Origin of the sequence: Psychrobacter sp. 1U1, from assembly GCF_051847535.1 — a bacterium.
Taxonomy (GTDB): Bacteria; Pseudomonadota; Gammaproteobacteria; order Pseudomonadales; family Moraxellaceae; genus Psychrobacter; species Psychrobacter saeujeotis.
Window position 1 is genome coordinate 72,386 of sequence record NZ_JBPYDD010000006.1, and the last position, 19,938, is coordinate 92,323.

Consider the following 19,938-nt stretch of genomic DNA (forward strand, 5'->3'; position numbering starts at 1 on the left):
TTAACTTTATATTTTATAAATTTTGTAGAAAGCCCTTATGCCTGAATTACCCGAAGTTGAAACCACAAAAACCAGTCTTGCCCCTTTATTAAAACAAAGAGTTACCGCCATACAAGTATTTCAACCAAAACTACGTTGGCCGATGCCAGATGACTTAGGTATATTAATTGACTATACGTTGCAAGACGTAGAGCGCCGAGCAAAGTATTTAATACTGACTTTTATACCTAGAGTAAAATTGATAGAAAATGGCCAAAACACCATTGAACATCGACGTCAACTGATCATACATTTAGGCATGTCAGGTAGTCTACAACAGCATTCTTTAGGTACTGATAAACGTAAGCACGACCATTTGATAATAACTTTTGACAATGACGGTATTCAGTCGCAACTGCATTATCATGATCCCAGACGTTTTGGCGCAGTATTATGGTATAAGGATTATAGTACCAAGCTTTTAGATCATCTAGGACCTGAACCACTATCAGAAGATTTCGATACTGACTATCTGTATCGCCTGATTCAGCGTAGCAATGTCAATAGTATGTCGGATAAGACAACCAAGCAACGCCCTATTACTCGTGCTATCAAGTCAGTCATTATGGAGCAGCAGGTCGTGGTTGGTGTAGGCAATATATATGCAACAGAGAGTCTATACTTGTCTGCTATTCATCCTGCTACCCCAGCACATCAATTGTCTTACGAACAAATAAGTATATTGGTCAAACATATTAAAGTCATACTACAACGAGCAATCGAGCTTGGGGGTTCGACACTACGTGATTTTACAGTCGCCAGCGGACAAACGGGATACTTTCAACAAACCTTAAATGTCTATGGTAGACAAGGTGAGTCTTGTCCGCATTGCGATACTGTACTCGACAATATCAAACTCAATGGTCGTGCTAGCGTGTTTTGCCCACTCTGTCAGCCAATTTTATAAACAAATATTTACTAATATATATGAGATAAAGTCGATATAATATGTTTTTATATTGCTTATCGGCACACATCTTGCTTTAATAAAGAGTCAACGCTGCTTTGTAAGTACCTTTGTTTATAAGTACCTTTGTTTGTAAATATCTTCAATAGCAGTGTTTATTACTTATACCGCTTACATGTTTTAGGAAATAATGATGACTGCTAATGCCGATAACCCACGCTTCAATAAAAGTAAGATTCTTACGATGGCCTTAAGCATAGGCTTTATGATAGCTTTTACGCAGCCAGCCTCGGCTGCAATAGAGATAGATGAGCGTGATTTTGGTCCATCATATGACACGATGATTGTTGATACAGTCGTTGGAAAGCCCTTACAATTAGTCACCGCTGTCACTGGTACTGCCGCTTATCTCGTCAGTCTGCCTTTTTCTCTTATCGGTGGTAACGCTGATCAAGCACAACAAAAACTGTTCGTTGAGCCTTGGAGTGCGATGGGGCGCTGCTTGGGTTGTACAGTCGCTGAAGACAATTTTTATAAGTCACAAGACGCTAACGACAATATCGTACGTATTGTCGTTGACCAACCTTCAGAAATCCTTATTGATACTAACGATCATGTCGTAGTAACAAAATAACCAACTATAAAAAATTGATGAGCAAACATAAAAAAAGGCTAACATTGCGTTAGCCTTTTTTCAATCATTCTATACTACAATATTAAGCACCTTTCTTACTACGACCATGACGTTTGCGCTCACTTTCAGTCAAGTAGCGTTTACGAATACGGACAGCTTTTGGCGTCACCTCTACCAGCTCATCATCTTGAATAAATTCAAGCGCTTGCTCAAGGGTAAACTTAACCGCTGGCGTCAACGTCAGCGCTTCATCAGTACCACTGGCACGTACGTTAGTAAGCTGTTTAGCGGTCGTTGGATTAACAGCCATATCGTCGTTACGTGAGTTCAAACCAACGATCATACCTTCATATACTTCAAGCTGTGGCTCAGCGAATAGTTTGCCACGCTTTTGTAGATTAAAGAGTGCAAAACCTAAGCAAGTACCGTTTGCCATAGACACCAGTACGCCATTAGAACGCCCACCAACATCACCAAGTTTCTGTGGGCCATAATGTGAGAAGCTTGACGTCATGATACCAGTACCTGAAGTTAGTGTTAAAAACTCAGAACGGAAACCAATCAAACCGCGAGCGGGTATGGTCGCCTCAATACGCATACGACCTTTACCATCAAGCTCCATATTGGTCATCTCGCCTTTACGCAAACCGACCTGTTCCATAATAGAACCTTGATGCTCTTCTTCAATATCGAACACAACGTTTTCATAAGGCTCTTGTAGCTTACCGTCAACTTCTTTAACGATAACTTCTGGGCCTGAAACACCCATCTCGAAACCTTCACGGCGCATGTTTTCAATTAGTACAGATAAGTGTAGCTCACCGCGACCCGATACTTTGAATTTGTCAGGAGACTCGGTATCTTCTACACGTAATGCTACGTTATGAATCAGTTCACGCTCAAGACGCTCACGAATGTTACGTGAAGTCACAAACTTACCGTCGCGACCAGCAAACGGTGAATTGTTTACTTGAAAGTTCATTGATACAGTCGGCTCATCAACCGTCAGAGCTGGCAATGCTTCGACGTGATTAGGGTCACAAATAGTATCAGAGATATTAAGTGCATCAATACCAGTAATACAAACAATATCACCAGCTTGTGCGTCTTCTACTTCAATACGATCAAGACCGTGATAACCCATAATCTTCAAAATACGGCCATTACGAGTATTACCGTTTTTATCAATGACTGTAACCTGGGTATTAGTTTTAACTTTACCGCGTTGGATACGACCGATACCGATAACACCAACGAAGCTATTATAGTCAAGACTTGAAATTTGCATACGGAACGGGGCATCTGCATCTACTTGCGGAGGCTGTACCACATCAACAATGGTCTTAAATAATGGCGTCATATCATCAGCCAAATCATCAGCGTCTAAACCGGCAATACCATTCAATGCTGATGCATAAACCACTGGAAAATCTAACTGCTCGTCAGTGGCACCTAAGTTATCAAATAGATCAAAGATCTGATCCATGACCCAATCAGGACGTGCACCTGGACGGTCAATTTTGTTGATAACAACAATCGGTTTTAGACCTTGCTCAAACGCCTTTTGGGTCACAAAACGGGTTTGGGGCATCGGTCCATCAACAGCGTCAACGACCAAAAGTACACAGTCAACCATTGACATCACACGCTCAACTTCACCACCGAAATCAGCGTGGCCTGGAGTATCCACAATATTAATACGGTATTCTGTATCGTCAGAGCTGTCTGTCCAACGAATGGCCGTGTTTTTGGCCAAAATAGTAATACCACGTTCTTGCTCAATATCACCTGAATCCATTGCACGTTCAGCAATGTTTGCACGATCGCCAAAAGTACCAGATTGATGTAATAGTTTATCAACTAGAGTTGTTTTACCATGATCAACGTGGGCAATAATTGCAATATTACGCAGGTGTTTGATATCGTTCGCCATATAAAATGCTCGTTTCGTCTTAATAAAATGCAGTAGCAGTAAGCGCCGCTGGAGAATCTTTTATCATAAAGCAGATAGTTGTTTTTACTTTACTATAGAGTGACTACGCAAGAGGGGTAGTGAAATAAAAAATACTGGCAAAGTAAGATTTTCTACTGATAAATCCATCATACAGATAGCTATGCTAATGTACACTTTGTCAATTTACAAAGTGTTTGGGCGGCTAGTATAACATTATTAGATTATAAATTTATGCAATAAGTTATTTATCTCACAGTATAAACAAAAAAAAGCCACCTAATAGGCAGCTTTTTTTGTAACTATACAATCTAGAACATAACTAATTGGCTATATATTATTGAATAACCATGTCTTTAGTTTGTTCAACAGTCATTGTTTTGTCACCAGTGATGATGGCATAAACACGACGGTTCATTGCACGACCTTCTTCAGTATCGTTTGGTGCGATTGGGCGGTCATAACCGTAACCAACTGTTGATAGACGGTTTGGAGCGATACCAAATTCGTTAGTCAACATAGATTTCACAGCCACAGCACGAGCTTCAGATAGACGTTGGTTGTAACGTGCTGAAGGACCAGTTTTAGAAGCATGACCTTCTACGCGAGCGCTAGAGTTAGGATACTCACGCATCTTCTCTGCTACTTTAGCGATTTCAGTTTTGTACTGGTCTTTGATAGCTGATTTGTCGTTATCAAAGAATACACGTAGCTCCATTTTTAGCTCATCAGTAATATCTACTGCTACTGGGCAACCGCGCTCATCAACTACGACGTTCATAGGAGTGCCTGGGCATTCGTCGATGCTATCAGGTACACCGTCGCCGTCTGAATCAACATCTTGCTCAACCACTACTACTGGTGGAACAGACACTTCTGGCTCAACTTGTGGTGGTACAGCTACTGTTGGTGATAAATGGCCACCAAGTACAACTTCTAGACCGGCCAATGCCATGCCTTCCCACCAGTTGTTATCAAAGTTGTGAATCGCACGAGCTTCACCACGTAGGCTTAGCGCGTCGTTGATGCGATACATAGCACCTAGACCTAGGTTACCGATAGTATCTTTTGATGATGATACTTCAGTACCAGCTGGAACTTCACCTACAGAAGAACCTTGTTCTTCATTATAAGTTTCTTGGTTTTCTACTTCAATTTTAGATTGACCAGCACCAACTAATACATATGGTTTGAACGCGCTATCAGTATAACCAGTAAATTCTTCAGTACCGATTAAGAAGTTACCAGAGATCATCGTTTGTTCAACGTCAAAACGGTTAATACCAGCATCTGCAGAATCTTCAGACGCTTCACCATTAGTGTTTGATACGCCATACTCTACTTGGAACTGAGTAGAAGGAGTCAGCTCGATACCTAAAGCAGCACCAGTATATAGACCACTTTCTTTAGCTACGCCACCGTTGTCATTGCCACGGCTGCCATCGCCAATTTGTTGGCCATCAGCATTTACATAAAGGTTTTTACCAGTACGTAAGATTTCACGCTGCTCATCATGCGCTTCATCAGTGTAGTGATAACCTAGTAATAGCGGGCTAATAGTAACGCCAGCATTAGCTGCTAAAGGTGCAGCTGCTACGGCAACCAGAGCTAGAGCAATTTTATTCAATTTCATGGACTTCCTCCAAAGGATGATTTGAGTGATGCATTAAGCAAAACCGCTTCCTAAGATGTAATAAAAGTAGACATCTTTTACGAATGCATAATTATACAACAAAACTAATTAGGAAGTAGCTTATCGACTATCTATTAAGTTTACAACTTTTTTCGTTAGGCAGCTACACATTATTACACGATAGTGTTGCAACACAAACACAATAGCCTGCTTATTTTACTAAGAACTAACATACGTTGCAATTTTAGTCTTTTGAATGTTAATTCGCAATAGAAGCAAATTAGATTTTACCTATTGTCTGCAACTAGTTTAATACAATCGAATTTTTTTCTCTATTAATAAAGATTAGTCTTCACTAATTGAAACAAATTTTGACAGTTGCACTATAATTCATATATATTAAATAGCAAACATTATTCTAGTATATACTTTTAAAGTAATGAGCTGATATGTGATTGTTGCGTTAAAAACGTTGTTGTTAAGGTTTGTGAATTTAAAAGTCCAAGGTATTTTTAAAAGTTAAAGTCTTGTACTAGAAAAGGTATCAATGTAGGGCTTCACTCAAATGTATAAAGCTGATGAATTTGGCCTATATAATTAAATCTATAGCGTAAGCGATGACTATATATGATTAGAATATGTCACACCATATCGAACCTTACTCTATCTTATCTGAATCTAGCTGTATGCTTAAGAGTCCCATACTTGTCGAAATCTTATCAACAAAAAGGGTTTACTCTTGTAGAGCTTATGGTAACAGTGGCAATTTTAGCTATTATCGCAACGATCGCAGCGCCAGCGATCGTAGATCAATTGGCAAGTATGGAAGCCAAACGTATCAAAAATCAACTAGAAAGCACTCTCAAAATAGCGAAAGCTGAAAGTTTTATTCGACGGCAGAATCTATTAGTATGTTTATCTGATGCAGGTGGACGGTGTAATAAGAATAGCGATAAAAACCTTTTGTTATTTGTTGATAAAAATAATAATAAAGTTTTTGATATTAGTACGGATTATTTACTTAGTAAGCAAGGCTTAAATCCTAAATATGGCACACTACATTTACGAGCTGGAAAACGGCATTATGTTAAATTCTATGGTGATACAGGCAAACCCCGAGGACACTTTGGCCACATAAAATACTGTCCAAGCCCAACCTATAGTCAGGCTATGTATCAAATTTCTTTTAATCAAAATGGTAATATCAAATACAAACCTAATGATAGACACCCTACTGGTTGTACATAAATGCATTATTTGTTGTAGCAATATTATTAGAGGCGCTATTAGCTTATACCTGATCTACAAAGTTACTTATGCATCGCAGCTTTCATCATAACCACTGCTTGCTCTAAGCCTACGAATACAGCATCAGCGATCAAGGCATGTCCAATATTAAGCTCATAAATATCAACTATCTGAGCAATAGCATTTACATTGTCACGAGTCAAACCATGACCTGCGTTAACAAGTAACTCGCTGTCTAGATTTTTTGCAATGCTCACTGCCTGTTTGATACGCTCTAATTCGTCCTTTTGATCATTCGTATTTCCAGCCAGACCTAACTCAGCATAAGTACCAGTATGTAGCTCGATAGCATTAGCATGGCAGTCAACTGCTGCTGCAATCTGGTCCTCGTCCGGATCTATAAATAAAGAAACGTTAATTCCTTCTGCTTGTAAGTCTTTAATATAAGGTTTTAGATGACTGATCTGCCCTGCTACATCCAAACCACCTTCGGTCGTTAGCTCCGCACGTTTTTCAGGCACTAAGCAAACCCAATATGGCTTAACTTTATGAGCGATAGATAACATCTCAGACGTTGCTGCCATCTCTAAATTTAATCTGGTTGTTAACTGTTTTGCTATCTCATAGACGTCTGAATCTTGAATATGACGACGATCTTCACGCAAATGTATGGTGATACCATCTGCTCCCGCTTTTTCACATAATAGCACTGCTTCTAAAGGACTGGGATAGCCAACCCCGCGTGCTTGACGCAAGGTTGCTACGTGATCAACGTTGACACCCAATAAAGGGGTTTTTATTGTATTCTTCGATGAGTGCTGTAAAGATGTGGTCATAAGAAATCCTTTTGATAACGAGTTCCAAGTAACATACAGATGATAGGGCTACAGTAGTACTACCTCAAATAATTTTTGAACGACCATACTTTGTCTAAAGATTGACGCCATCATTGGTAACGTTGTTGCTGCTGCCACAGTAATCGACTTTGCAACGGCTGATAATCAAGCAAGTGATCAATCAGATGTTTATGAAGACGTGACCAATTATTTAGTGTGGCCTCAACTATTCCTAGATGTGCCATATCAATAATATCTGCACCGATAAAAAGTGTTTGTAGCGTATTGATCGTCGTTTTATCAGGTTGGTTAGTAGCCACAAAACCTACATCAGATAAAAATCGATAATCCGTATCAGGTTCGATAGGCGTTAATAAATTGTCATGGTCTAGCGTCAAAGAAAAGCCTAACTCTTGAAACAAATCAGCCTCAAACTGACGTAAGCATAACCTAAGAGCAGTCGCTGTTAATGGCTGCTTTAATTGCGTTAAGCTGTCTTGATAATGCTGCCACAATACTGGCATTGGGTCTTCGCTAGGCAATAACTTCCACAGTATCTCATTCAAATACAAAGCTGCATACTGCTGCTGACCGCTTATTTGCTGATAACGTGTCGGCCTAGGCGTTGTAGCATCTTTTGTAAAACTATCTTCTACGGGTAATAAACCAATCTGACTAAAAGTTTTTAGATCGCGCTTACCTGTTGCAAACAGTTGTAGCGGCTCAAACAAAGGCGCACCTTTTTTACCAATACCGTGTACTACGCCATGTTGCCAAGAAAATAAATAGTAAAGCGCCCGTTTTTCTTGGTAAGGACGCTGATGTAATAAATATCCTGTTAATGCTTCATTACGCATTGGCTATTACCTCAGCATCATGTGTAGATCAAATATTTATTTTAAATCAATAACCTAGGCTGGTGAGTGCGCGTTCGTCATCAGACCAGCCACGCTTAACTTTTACCCACAAAGTTAGCATGACCTTTTTGCCAAATAACTGTTCCATATCTTTGCGTGCATCCATCCCAACTTGCTTGATACGTTGACCTTTTTCGCCAATCACAATGGCTTTTTGCCCATTGCGCTCTACATATATCGTGGCATCAATAAAAGTACAGGCTTTACGTGGACGACCAGTTTTTGGGTCTGTATGAGCTGCTTCATCTTTAAACTCATCGATTTGGACGGTGAGATCATAGGGTACTTCGTCGCCTGCACTACGCATGATTTTTTCGCGAATAATTTCACTGGCTAAAAAACGCTCTGAGCGGTCAGTAATTTGCTCAGTATCGTAGATAGGCGTGGCATTCGGTAGATGTGACGCAATTACTTCTTCAAGACGGTCTAAGTTTTGGTTTTTTAAAGCCGAAACAGGTACGATGTCAGCAAAGTCGAAGCTCTCATCAAATGTTTCAATCAATGGAAGCAGCGTACCTTTATCTTTTAACGTATCTGCTTTATTGATGACCAATACGACCGTCAAATCAGTTTCACCAAGCTTTTGTAACGTCAGTAAATCATCTTCACGCCACTGGTCTGAGTCGACTACAAATAATACTAAGTCCACGTCTACCAAAGCTGATACGGCAGCTTTATTCATACGCTCATTGATAGCACGTACTTCATTGTGATGAATACCTGGCGTATCTACGAACACCGCCTGCATCTCATTGGTACTCAAAATACCATGAATGCGATGGCGCGTCGTTTGCGGCTTGCGGGAAGTGATTGATAGCTTTTGACCCAATAGATGATTCATCAGAGTCGACTTACCAACGTTTGGACGACCAATGATCGCCACATAACCTGCTTTAAAGTCGTTAGCAACCCCAGCCTTATTACTTGGCGCAAAAAACCCATCAATCGCAGCATTATTTTCAAGAGTAATACTCTTATCATGTTCATCAGCATCACTAGTGTCGTGCGGCTGAACGGCGGTTAATGAATCGCCTATTTGTCTATTTTCTTGCATATTTTCAACGTTTTCTACAGCTTCATTTTGATTGGTGTCAGCATTTTCTGTCATATTATGGGCATTATTTTTGGGAGTGAATGGCAAGTCATTATGATTGCTCATAGGGTAATCCTGTGGGGTTTTGATAATAATCTTAGTAGCACGTTCTATATTTTAAGAACATCTACAAAGCTAATGTTAATGTAAAGATATTTGAAGTCTGATGCCATCTGCTGAGACACTATAAATTGGTAATGTAATCAATGATTTAGGGCTTATAAAACCGAACATCATATAAAGAAAAAGCTATCAACGTTTTTTAAAAGCACCTGGCAACTTATGTAATTGATTAATCATTAATTCAGCTGCTTTTTGCTCGGCTATACGACGACTCTCACCAGACTCAGTAATATCAGGACAATTATTAATATTGACCTGACAGCGTACTACAAATATTTGATAAGGAGCATTGCCCCGTGTTTCGACCAACTCGTAATGAGGCAAATCAAACTGTTTAGATTGTAGCCATTCTTGCAAACGACTTTTGGCATCTTTCAAAGCTTTTTGGTCATTGACGTTATCAATAAGGTCACCATACCATGCTAATACGCAATGACGAGTAACCTCCATATCTTGACTGTCTAAATAAATAGCCCCAATCAATGACTCCACAGCATCAGCCAATATCGAGGCGCGGTTACGACCGCCACCTTTACGCTCACCAACACCTAGAATCAAATGGTTAGACAATTCTAAATTTTGCGCAATAGTCACCAATGATTCTTGACGTACTAACGTAGCACGCATACGCGTCAGACGCCCTTCGTTTTGATTTGGATAACGATGATATAAAGCTTCACCGATGATCATACCAAGAAGCGCATCTCCCAAAAACTCCAAACGTTCGTAGTTCTTCTTGCTATCAAATGAACGATGCGTCAAGGCCAAATTTGGTAAACTCAAATCATTAAACTCGTAGCCTAATTTTCGGGTCAATACTGCCAGACGCTGAACAAAATCTGAGCCTTTTGGTAAAGTCTCCATAGATGCGCTATTTTTTTTGGCGGTAGGCAGCGCTTTGTATGGTTGTGAAGTTGATTTCATGCGTGGCTTTTGGCTATCCTTTAATGTTAGTGATCTGTACAGTTAAATAGTCGATTAATCTACTGGAGCGGCATTTATCTCACCTTCAAAACGATTAACGATATCAACGTTACCGAAAAAATTACTGGTTTTGTCATAATCTTTATAAAGAGCAAGCTCACCTGGTTTTTTATTGGTAAAAGTAAACACCTCTTCAGCGGTCGTATCGTAATCAGCGTTGATAGACAGTTGACGATTAACACGCTCAACGAATTGTTTTGCAGTCTCGCCATTATTGTTCGCCTCTTTTAGCTGAGTACCTAATGTTTTACTCAGTTGATAATCACCAACTTGAGCTGGCATAATGGCAATCACCAATTTGCCAGCAATAACAATAATAATAAGCAATAAAACTATGCTAGTCACACTCGCCCCACGTTGCGACGACAACCCTGTTAACTGCTGCAGCATAAATTCTCCTAATATTTAATATAATTGTATTTCATACTCTATGATTTATATCTTAATATTTTCTAACCTTTCTGTGCTCTTACACAGCTAGGTTGATGAATTACATACAGTATATATATTAATTTAATTAGGGTTAATATTGATATTAGCACAATAATCAATCAATAGAGTAGCGACTAATCAATTGAACCATTACGTGCAAAAGTTGGAAGATTCAGACCAGGTGGTTTGTGCATCCAAATATACACAGCTTTACCGGCTAAATTCTCATCAGGTACAAACCCCCAGAATCTGCCATCAGCACTACGATCACGGTTATCACCCATCACAAAGTATTCATCATCGGGCACTGTGACACGCCATTCTGTCCCTGCGGAACTGACCACTTCAGGAGATTGCTGTTGCAAAAATGGCGCATATTGTGAGCTGTTCATATCTGATAGATAACGTACTAAATGCTTATTCTCACCTTGTGTTTCTTGAAAATACTGAGCTTGTTCTTCTTCTTGCTGGCCCATTTGCGTAGCCTCAGACTCTGTCAATACTTGACCAGGTGTCACTTGACCAGCAGGATAAAGCTGTGCAGTTAGATCATTATTGGCATTAAAGTCTACAGGCTTAGTATCGACTGGTACGTCATTGATCGCAAGCTGTCCTTGACTATAGCTGACAGTATCACCAGGTAAACCAATGACACGCTTAATATAATAAATGCTAGGGTTTTCAGGATAGCGAAACACCATCACATCGCCATGCTCAGGATTACCCGTTTCTAATACTTTATTATAAGTCAGAGGCAATCGCACTCCATAAGCGTATTTGTTGACTGCAATAAAGTCGCCAGTATATAAAGTTGGCACCATAGACGATGATGGAATATTGAAAGGTTCAATTAAGAACGAGCGTACGACCAAAACCACTGCTAAGACGGGGAAAAAGTCATAAGCCCAGCGTACCAATAAGCTCTCTTTACCATGGCCACGTGTTTTACGCTGTTTTAGTGCCAACTTATCTAGTAGCCATATTAGCCCTAAACCTATCGTTAATGGCACTAAAATCAAGTTAAAATCAAAATCCATACTAATTTGCCTATTAAAAAGCTGTTTATCTCACGGCTTTAACGGTAAGAACAACGACATTTGACGTATTGTGTGTAAAACCAAAGTAAGACAGTGTAAACCATCAACTATCTACTTGCAGTACCGCCAAGAATGCCTCTTGAGGAATCTCAACATTCCCGACTTGCTTCATACGCTTCTTACCTGCTTTTTGCTTAGATAACAGCTTTTTCTTACGTGACACGTCCCCGCCGTAGCATTTGGCAAGGACGTCTTTACGCATGGCTTTGACCGTACTACGACCGATAATCTGACTGCCAATCGCTGCTTGAATGGCCACATCGAACATCTGGCGCGGGATAAGCTCTTTCATCTTGGTCACCAATTGATTCCCGCGGAAACGTGCTTGGTCTTGATGTACGATCATCGCCAAGGCATCTACCTTATCACCATTGATCAATACATCAACTTTGACCAGCTTGTCTACTTGATAACGCTCAAAATTATAATCAAGCGATGCAAATCCACGAGAGACTGATTTTAGACGGTCAAAGAAATCCATGACCACCTCACCCATTGGGATATCAAAAATCAGCTGAACTTGCTTACCCATAAAGCGCATATCAACTTGCACGCCGCGACGCTCAATGCACAAGGTCATAACGTTACCCAAATAATCTTGCGGTACTAAGATTTGACAACGGGCAATCGGTTCGCGGAACTCTTCAATATTGTTAGGCTCAGGCAAATGCGAAGGATTGTCGACATAAATGACTTCACCATCTTTCTTTTCGATCTCATAGATAACAGATGGCGCAGTGGTGATCAAGTCCAAGTCGTATTCACGCTCTAGACGCTCTTGGATAATCTCCATATGCAGCATACCTAAAAAGCCGCAACGAAAGCCAAAGCCTAGCGCATCAGAAGTATCAGGTTCAAAAAACAGTGAGGCATCATTAATTTGCAACTTTTGTAGTGCTTCACGAAACTTTTCGAAATCATTGGCATCAACAGGAAACATGCCTGCATAAACTTGCGGGGTCACTTGCTTAAAGCCTGGAATGCGATCAACGTCTGGTGTTTTAGCATGGGTGATCGTATCACCGACGGGAGCCCCTGCAATGTCTTTGATACCGGCAATAATAAAACCCACTTCCCCAGCTTCTAAAATACCTGTATCGACAGGCTTGGGCGTAAACACACCAATAGAGCTGACCGGATGCGCCTCTTTGGTCGATTTAATATAAATCTTATCGCCTTTTTTTACGGTTCCTTCACGCACACGCACCAATGAAACCACGCCTAAATAACTGTCAAACCATGAGTCTATAATCAAAGCTTGTAGCGGTGCTTCGCGGTCACCCGTCGGTGCAGGAATAACTTCAACTAAGGTTTCTAATAGTTTGTCAACACCAAGCCCTGATTTGGCAGACACACGCGGTGCATCAATGGCTTCAATACCAATGATATCTTCAATCTCTTGAATCACACGCTCAGGCTCAACTTGAGGCAGATCAATTTTATTTAAAACCGCCATTACCTCCAAGCCTTGATCAACTGCAGTATAGCAATTGGCAACGGACTGCGCTTCTACGCCCTGCGCGGCATCTACCACCAGTAGTGCACCTTCACAAGCGGCTAATGACCGAGAAACTTCGTATGAAAAATCGACGTGTCCCGGCGTATCAATAAAGTTGAGCTGATAGCGCTCGCCATTTGGATGATCATAGAACAGGGTTACTGATTGTGCTTTGATGGTAATACCGCGCTCGCGCTCGATATCCATGGAATCAAGTACTTGTGCTTGCATTTCACGATCTTGCAAGGCACCACACATTTGAATAAATCGATCGGCAAGCGTTGATTTGCCATGATCAATATGGGCGATAATAGAAAAGTTACGAATATTGGCTAATGCAGTCACAAAGCGCCTACTAAATAAAAGGTGATTGGATAACCGCTATTGAACAACGATGCCTGAACAATAGTAAAAAGCGAACGGTTATTAGATATTAATTATGATAAAAATGTTGTAAAACAGAATTAACAATAAAGATAAGTGTTGTCAATGGTTGTCGCCAAAGTGCGTCTGATTGAACTGAATTAATAATATTAACTATTAAAATCACGACGGACGACACTTGCTAACCTACATAGACATATGAGCGTATTCTAGCAGTTTTCCACTATAAAGTAAGAAGATTTTATTAGGAGCAATCTGGTTGAAATTTAACACTATAACTGATCAGCATTGCCAGTTGCATAAGCCTTAATTGTATAAGGCATAATAGTTTAGAGTTACGGTAGCAAATCAGTGACTATAAGTGGTTGCATTAAATGAGTTACTCGATATGTATAAGACATTATTTGACTGTATCAGATACTGCGTCTGTGCTAACTGGTCGTTGCAAGTATTTATACATCCACGGCGACTTACCATAGAATGCCCCATTGATCTGTGTTTGTTCGATCAAATACTCACGGAACCTCAAATAGAACTCATTGTCTGGATGTTTGGGTTGCTGCCAAAATTGTGCAAGCGCCTTAGGATCTGTTAGCTTAGGCGTGTCATAGATAGCGCGTCCCATAACCTTAGTGGGTTTTTTGTGATATACCGACTGTAGACCCGTTGTACTATTGATGGTGACCATGCCAATGCTGTGCTTCATGAGCGTTGGCAGATGCATGTCACAACCATAAAATACTCTTGATTTGATTTGATAAAGGGCTGCTAAGCTTGCTACCAATTCGCGATAATCCCGATGGCCACGGTCTAAGGGATGATGCTTAAATACGAGCATCTGCTTTGTATCAGCATGGTCTGCAAAGCTTGCAATAACTTCGTCTATGAACTGCACGACATCACGATAACCACTATGATGGGTAATCTGCGAATCATTATGTACTTGCAAGCTGACCAAAAAATAATTGTTATCTGCGTGAGTGACGAGATGGTTTTGTAGCTTCTTATCTGGTAAATACCCACGCAATTTACGCCAAGGCGCTTTTAACCAAGCGATTGCTTCTTGCCATGCGGTCATTCCGCGATAATGTGAATAGTGCGGATAACGCGACTTGTATAGGCGGGTAACGATATAATAAACGATAGCAGCAACACTTAATCGATAAAATCGATTGTGCGTGTATAACGGTTTATCATTGGCTTTTTTGAGTGCTTTAATATCGGCAATGTTTAAGCGTGAGTAGCCATTGATACCATGCTCTTGTAGGGTAATATAATCAGGTCGTAAATAGCCTTCTTCAAACACAAAAAAGGATATGCCTAACTTTTCACTCAAGCAGGCAGCTTGCGTATGATGCGGGCGACAATCACCAAAGCAGACAATCGCATCAATGCTGTGCTCTTCAATAAAAGCTTGTAACCAAGAGGAAAACTGCCCTAAAGTCCCTACATAATCATGAGCATTAGGATGACGATAAAAAAACGCATCACCAGCATTGAAGTTAATTTTACTTACTTGAATATCTTGAGTTTGCAAAAATGTTGTAAAACGATTGAAAAAACCACCCATCTTTCCTTGTAGCAGCAAGACGTGTCGATGAGTAAGCAATTGATGCATCGAAGCTGCCATAAGATTAGGTACCGTCGGTTAGAAAGTTAAAAATTAACGTTGAACAAATAAAGCAATGTTGTAACGACTGCTAAATTGTACACAAATTATACCAAAAAAAACATAATTGTCGTAATGGATTTGTTTTAAACCTACTGGTTTTTTTTGTGCAAATGCTGTTGCCATGTATGACGCTGCTGCATAAAGCGCGTAGTAGTATGACGTTTCAACTGATTAGTAAGCTTTGATAGCGTAGACAACTTTACTGGTAAAATAGTGTTTGTTTGAGCCACACTATCATATGATTTATTTTGAGACACTTGTTGATTTTGGTGCTTAGCAGGATATAAGTAATCAACCACTTGCTCTACTTGTGCAAGTCCATAACCCTCAGGTAAGCGATATAGTGGATAGTGTATGAGTGCACAGTACAGTAGTTGCTCAAGCGATAATGCTGTGTCCCGCTTTCGCCTCTGTAGATAATCTGTTTTTGGTGATAACTGTGCATCTATATCGGTCGTCAAGCCCCACCCTGCATAAAACGGCAAACCGTAACAAGTCACTTTTAGCCCCCGCAATAGTGCTTCAAAGCCAGTCAATGAGCTAATCGTATGTACCTCATCGACGCACTCTAAACAATCAGGCATCGCTGTATCATAGGCAACTGCTTGTACTTTTGCTAAGCACGCCTCATCAACTTTGCCTGCTCGTAGACCAGCTTCTACATCTGGATGCGGTTTATAAATTAGATAGGCATCAGGATTGTCTTGTCTGACACGCTCAATCAGACCTTGATTGGTCTTAATATCTGAGCCGCAATACTGCACTGACAGATCATCTTCTACTTGCCCAATGATAAGCAAACGTGGTCTACCAGATACCTTTGCATCCTGCATCCATTGCATTTTTTGATCGATAACGCCGGTTTTATCGGCAGCATTAACTTCCGTACCAACGTTGTATTTGCTTACTCGCTGAGTAAGCAATTTGGTTTGCAGCCTCTGCACTCGTGCATATTGCTGTGGTGTCAAGGTATCACAGTTGCGTAATAAGGTTTCTAAATCTGAGGGCTGAGTGGCATCATAATAAATACCTTGTTTGTCTATTACTACCGACAATGGTGCGAGTAATGTTGCACCCAGACCATTTGAGCGGATAAAACCATCTTCCATACAATAAATAGCTGGCATATCTGATCTTGACGGCTTTGCAAGTTTACACTGTAGTCGTTTATGGACTTGTTGACGTTTAGCTAAGCCCCATACCAATAAAGGCTGGTGATAATTGACCTTGAAATGATCCGGATGTAGTAAGTTTTTTAGACGCGGTTTTGGTTTGACAAACAATGTCGTACGCGGCAGATTGGTAAAGGCCCTAACGAAAGGCAGTTTCCAACGGCTAAACTCATATACCGTCAAATTACCTTCAAGACGCGATTGCCAATGGCGATTGGTTACCAACCAAGTAATCGCCGTATCAATATCACATGCCTGCTTCGTTGCTGGATCGACATAGCGACTATAATCAATATAGGCGCTATAAAATAATGTCTCTAACGTTGCTGTTGAGGTTTGACGGCGCTTTTTAACTGCTTTTAGCAACCGTTTTGGTGCGCCGCTGTCATCAGTAAGCCCCCAGCCGCTATACCAATTTACCCCAAAGCAATGTACAGCTTTGCCTAGCATCAACGCCTCAAATCCCATATGTGAGCTGACCGTATAGACATGATCTACCTGTGCCAGTAGGGCAATTGGATTGAGTGCTTGCGTTAATAGTCGAACGTTTTTAGGTAGCTTGAGACTGGTCAGGTAACCTGACTTGGCGGCAGGATGAGCTTTAATCCATATGTAGGCATCAGGATGATTGCGACAGGCAGTCTTTAGCATACGCTTAAACTGACCTTTACTTGCACCAGCGCCTTTAATAGAAGCATCGCCAGCGACCTGATCAATTAGGAGTACATGCGACTTTACCGAGTCTTCTTTTAGATTGGTATTTTCTTCAATAACCAGTTTGTCTAATGAGGGACAGGTAATCACAGCATTATATTTACTCAACTGTTTATCGCAAATATATGTCATTAACTGGCGAGCATGTACTTTATTTAATATATCACTATCAGAGTTAGCGTATTCTTTAGCGCGCGCAACGATTAATTGCTCAAGGCGTGAGCTTTGTGTTAAATCAAAATAAATACCGATGTCATCAACAACCACGCTCAGTCCATGACGACTGCCGATACCAGAATCTAATGAGCGTAAAAAGCCATCTTCGATACTTAAAGTTGTTAGTTGTTGACGATCTGCTGCTCTCTTAGCACGTTGATAGCTTTTTTTGTGTCCCCAACCGATAAAAGCGTTAGGCGTTTGTAGATTTGGATTAAAACGCTGCTGCACGCTTGACCATAGGTACCAGCGTTGAATATCAGCGTCCAAGACATTGGGCAGCAGCAAATTATTACGGCGCATCCCTTTACCAATGACCGCCAAACGATTGGGGACCAAATGCTGAGCTGATGACAAGGATGGTACAGCCTTAGAAGTAGACGTCGTTGGCACCTTATCTTCGTTTGCTGCACTTTTTGTCATTTTAATCATCCTTTTCAATGCTGTATTGGCGTCAATATACTTTTGACATCAACCGTTATAAGTCTAAAATAACTTTGGCTGCAACTGCCAATTGATAAACGATTTGTGATATTCCGCGGGTAATCTCAACGCGCTTGGTTTTGACCTTTGGTAAAACCATAATCTCATCACCCTGCTGGATACGATAAGCGGTATTGACCACTTCATTCGCCCCATTTTGATGAATCACTAAGATCTCTTTAGTATCAGCGTTGTCTCCAAAGCCGCCTGAATTGGCAATGTAATCGCCAACCGTAAAGTCTGGATTAAAAGTGAGCGCGCCTTGCGACCGTACTTGACCATTAACGGTTATCACTGATGTTTGCGCAGGTATTTCAATGACATCACCTTGCTGAAGGATAATATCCTGCCAAGAATTTGGTACGACTACTATCTGCCCATCAGGTCTAACAGTACGTGCCTTGGCTACAAATTGTTTGACCAAGTTGGCATCGTCTTGACGTAGCGCTGCTTCCTCACGCGTCGTTGATTGAGTAGCTAGCGTCAATTCTTCTAAGCGATCAAGCGACTCATTAATCATGCGTTTTTGCTGCTCAGCCACCGACTGACGATAAATCGTCAAATGCGTCAGCTTCGCTAGTGGACTGGGTTGTAATTGCGGTACGATGTCTTTTAGACGAGCGCCATAAGGCACAACCATAGCACCATTACCCGTATGAGCACCTTTGACTTGTACCGCGATAGTGCCAGCATAACGATCTGAGGTAACAACCAGTTGATCGCCATTATAGACGGACACATTTTGTGCATCGGCAAGCGAGTAATATTCTGCTGTTTGTGCGCGTCCTGCACTGCGAGTAATGCTGACGTTGGTTGCATTGGCAGCTGGGTTAGCAACTTGTAATACATCACCAATGGTCAAGTCATTGACATCAAACTCAAAAGTGTATTCGTTTTGAACCTGTCCGCTCACAGCGAAAGTTTTTTTCTGCGGTGCAGCCGTGATCACATCGCCATCGCGAAAAGAGAATGGCTGCAGCTTACCTGCTAATAAAAAATCATATAAATTGACTTGCTGTAATAGCTGACCATTACGCTTGATTTGAATATCAATATAACTGCCACGTGTTGGGTCAACGCCGCCTGCCCGATCTAAATATGAGAGCACTGAGTCTGCTGCGAGCCCGCCATAATACCCTGGTTGTTTAACAAAACCTGTAACAAACACTTTAACAGGCTGGGCTTGCTCTAATGAAGCATAAACACCGACGTTTGAGCGATAAATACGGTTAACAGCACTTTTGACGACATTCTGTAGGTTGCCATTTTGTACACCAGATACCCGTACTGGACCCACGTTGGGTAAGAATATATTGCCTTGCGGATCAACAGTCATAGTCGATGCAAACTGATAAGCACCCCACATACGTACTTGTACATTATCACCAGGATTGATGACGTAGCTGTCATTAAAAGTAGAACCTGATGTGGTAGAAAACGCACCGCGAAACAATTGCTCACCGAACATCAGGTCTTGCGTATTGATGTCTTGATAAGGACGCGTGGTATTAATGACTGATTGACTTGGTAAACTGGCTGCATTGACTGCCTCTTGTGTCGTAGCCTGACCAGGAACACCGCCTGCGAATGCTTGAGTCGAGACATTGATATTATTACGGTTTTGATCCTGACTGGTATTGTTGGCACTGGTTCCAAAGCTAGACCCTGCCATCTGTTCTGCATAGCTGGTTGCAGCCATTGCTGGAAGACTAGTAGCAGCCATCGTCAAACTGATCACTTTAATCATCATCACGATTGGGCGTGGTTTCATGTTCATGAGCGGTATTCCTTTGCTGATCTGTCGATCATTGCTGATATCTAATTATATAAGTCAAATTGATCAAATCGTTTATAGTTGTTAGATACATTAAGTTGCTAACGACTTGTAGTACTAACAACCAGTGT

15 protein-coding genes are annotated in these 19,938 nt (G+C 41.0%); 3 read left to right on the top strand and 12 right to left on the bottom strand.

The window, feature by feature from the left end:
* Positions 1 to 37 precede the first annotated feature (37 nt).
* Together mutM and ACS8FB_RS10375 are read left to right on the top strand one after the other, a co-directional pair.
* Positions 38 to 946 (top strand): bifunctional DNA-formamidopyrimidine glycosylase/DNA-(apurinic or apyrimidinic site) lyase, encoded by a 909-nt coding sequence (gene mutM, locus ACS8FB_RS10370; protein ID WP_439262725.1) that lies wholly within the window; start codon positions 38 to 40, stop codon positions 944 to 946.
* A gap of 190 nt (positions 947 to 1,136) precedes the next feature.
* On the top strand, positions 1,137 to 1,580 hold the full coding sequence (locus ACS8FB_RS10375; protein WP_439262727.1) for a hypothetical protein: 444 nt from the start codon (positions 1,137 to 1,139) through the stop codon (positions 1,578 to 1,580).
* Positions 1,581 to 1,662: 82 nt separating this feature from the next.
* Here the strand turns inward: ACS8FB_RS10375 and typA are convergent, their stop codons facing one another.
* Together typA and ACS8FB_RS10385 are read right to left on the bottom strand one after the other, a co-directional pair.
* Positions 1,663 to 3,513: a translational GTPase TypA gene (gene typA / locus ACS8FB_RS10380; RefSeq protein WP_299218133.1), complete on the bottom strand. Its 1,851-nt coding sequence runs from the start codon at positions 3,511 to 3,513 to the stop codon at positions 1,663 to 1,665.
* Positions 3,514 to 3,868: 355 nt separating this feature from the next.
* Positions 3,869 to 5,164: an OmpA family protein gene (locus ACS8FB_RS10385; RefSeq protein ID WP_439262729.1), complete on the bottom strand. Its 1,296-nt coding sequence runs from the start codon at positions 5,162 to 5,164 to the stop codon at positions 3,869 to 3,871.
* Positions 5,165 to 5,869: 705 nt separating this feature from the next.
* Between ACS8FB_RS10385 and ACS8FB_RS10390 the strand changes: the two genes are divergently transcribed.
* Positions 5,870 to 6,412 (top strand): GspH/FimT family pseudopilin, encoded by a 543-nt coding sequence (locus ACS8FB_RS10390; protein WP_439262731.1) that lies wholly within the window; start codon positions 5,870 to 5,872, stop codon positions 6,410 to 6,412.
* 62 nt (positions 6,413 to 6,474) lie between these two features.
* Here the strand turns inward: ACS8FB_RS10390 and ACS8FB_RS10395 are convergent, their stop codons facing one another.
* The 10 genes from ACS8FB_RS10395 to ACS8FB_RS10440 all read right to left on the bottom strand — a co-directional run bounded on the left by ACS8FB_RS10395 (position 6,475) and on the right by ACS8FB_RS10440 (position 19,810).
* Positions 6,475 to 7,248, bottom strand: a complete 774-nt coding sequence (locus ACS8FB_RS10395) for a pyridoxine 5'-phosphate synthase (RefSeq protein WP_439262733.1) — start codon at positions 7,246 to 7,248, stop codon at positions 6,475 to 6,477.
* A gap of 110 nt (positions 7,249 to 7,358) precedes the next feature.
* Positions 7,359 to 8,105, bottom strand: a complete 747-nt coding sequence (gene recO, locus ACS8FB_RS10400; RefSeq protein ID WP_439262735.1) for a DNA repair protein RecO — start codon at positions 8,103 to 8,105, stop codon at positions 7,359 to 7,361.
* Positions 8,106 to 8,151: 46 nt separating this feature from the next.
* Positions 8,152 to 9,219 (bottom strand): GTPase Era, encoded by a 1,068-nt coding sequence (era, locus tag ACS8FB_RS10405; protein ID WP_439262911.1) that lies wholly within the window; start codon positions 9,217 to 9,219, stop codon positions 8,152 to 8,154.
* Between the two features lie 291 nt (positions 9,220 to 9,510).
* The gene (gene rnc, locus ACS8FB_RS10410) at positions 9,511 to 10,305 is read right to left on the bottom strand and encodes a ribonuclease III (protein ID WP_439262737.1); all 795 of its coding nucleotides are present in this window, start codon (positions 10,303 to 10,305) and stop codon (positions 9,511 to 9,513) included.
* 54 nt (positions 10,306 to 10,359) lie between these two features.
* A complete protein-coding gene (locus ACS8FB_RS10415) occupies positions 10,360 to 10,755 on the bottom strand; it encodes a DUF4845 domain-containing protein (RefSeq protein WP_439262739.1) in 396 nt (131 codons plus the stop codon).
* Between the two features lie 176 nt (positions 10,756 to 10,931).
* Positions 10,932 to 11,834, bottom strand: coding sequence for a signal peptidase I (lepB, locus tag ACS8FB_RS10420; protein ID WP_439262741.1), 903 nt, complete (start codon positions 11,832 to 11,834; stop codon positions 10,932 to 10,934).
* Positions 11,835 to 11,937: 103 nt separating this feature from the next.
* A complete protein-coding gene (gene lepA / locus ACS8FB_RS10425) occupies positions 11,938 to 13,737 on the bottom strand; it encodes a translation elongation factor 4 (protein WP_439262743.1) in 1,800 nt (599 codons plus the stop codon).
* A 439-nt stretch (positions 13,738 to 14,176) separates the two neighbouring features.
* Positions 14,177 to 15,406 carry a capsule biosynthesis protein gene (locus tag ACS8FB_RS10430; protein ID WP_439262745.1) on the bottom strand — a complete coding sequence of 410 codons (1,230 nt, stop codon included), beginning with the start codon at positions 15,404 to 15,406 and terminating at the stop codon, positions 14,177 to 14,179.
* A 131-nt stretch (positions 15,407 to 15,537) separates the two neighbouring features.
* Positions 15,538 to 17,973: a capsular polysaccharide biosynthesis protein gene (locus ACS8FB_RS10435; RefSeq protein ID WP_439262747.1), complete on the bottom strand. Its 2,436-nt coding sequence runs from the start codon at positions 17,971 to 17,973 to the stop codon at positions 15,538 to 15,540.
* Between the two features lie 55 nt (positions 17,974 to 18,028).
* On the bottom strand, positions 18,029 to 19,810 hold the full coding sequence (locus ACS8FB_RS10440; RefSeq protein ID WP_439262749.1) for a polysaccharide biosynthesis/export family protein: 1,782 nt from the start codon (positions 19,808 to 19,810) through the stop codon (positions 18,029 to 18,031).
* Positions 19,811 to 19,938 lie beyond the last annotated feature (128 nt).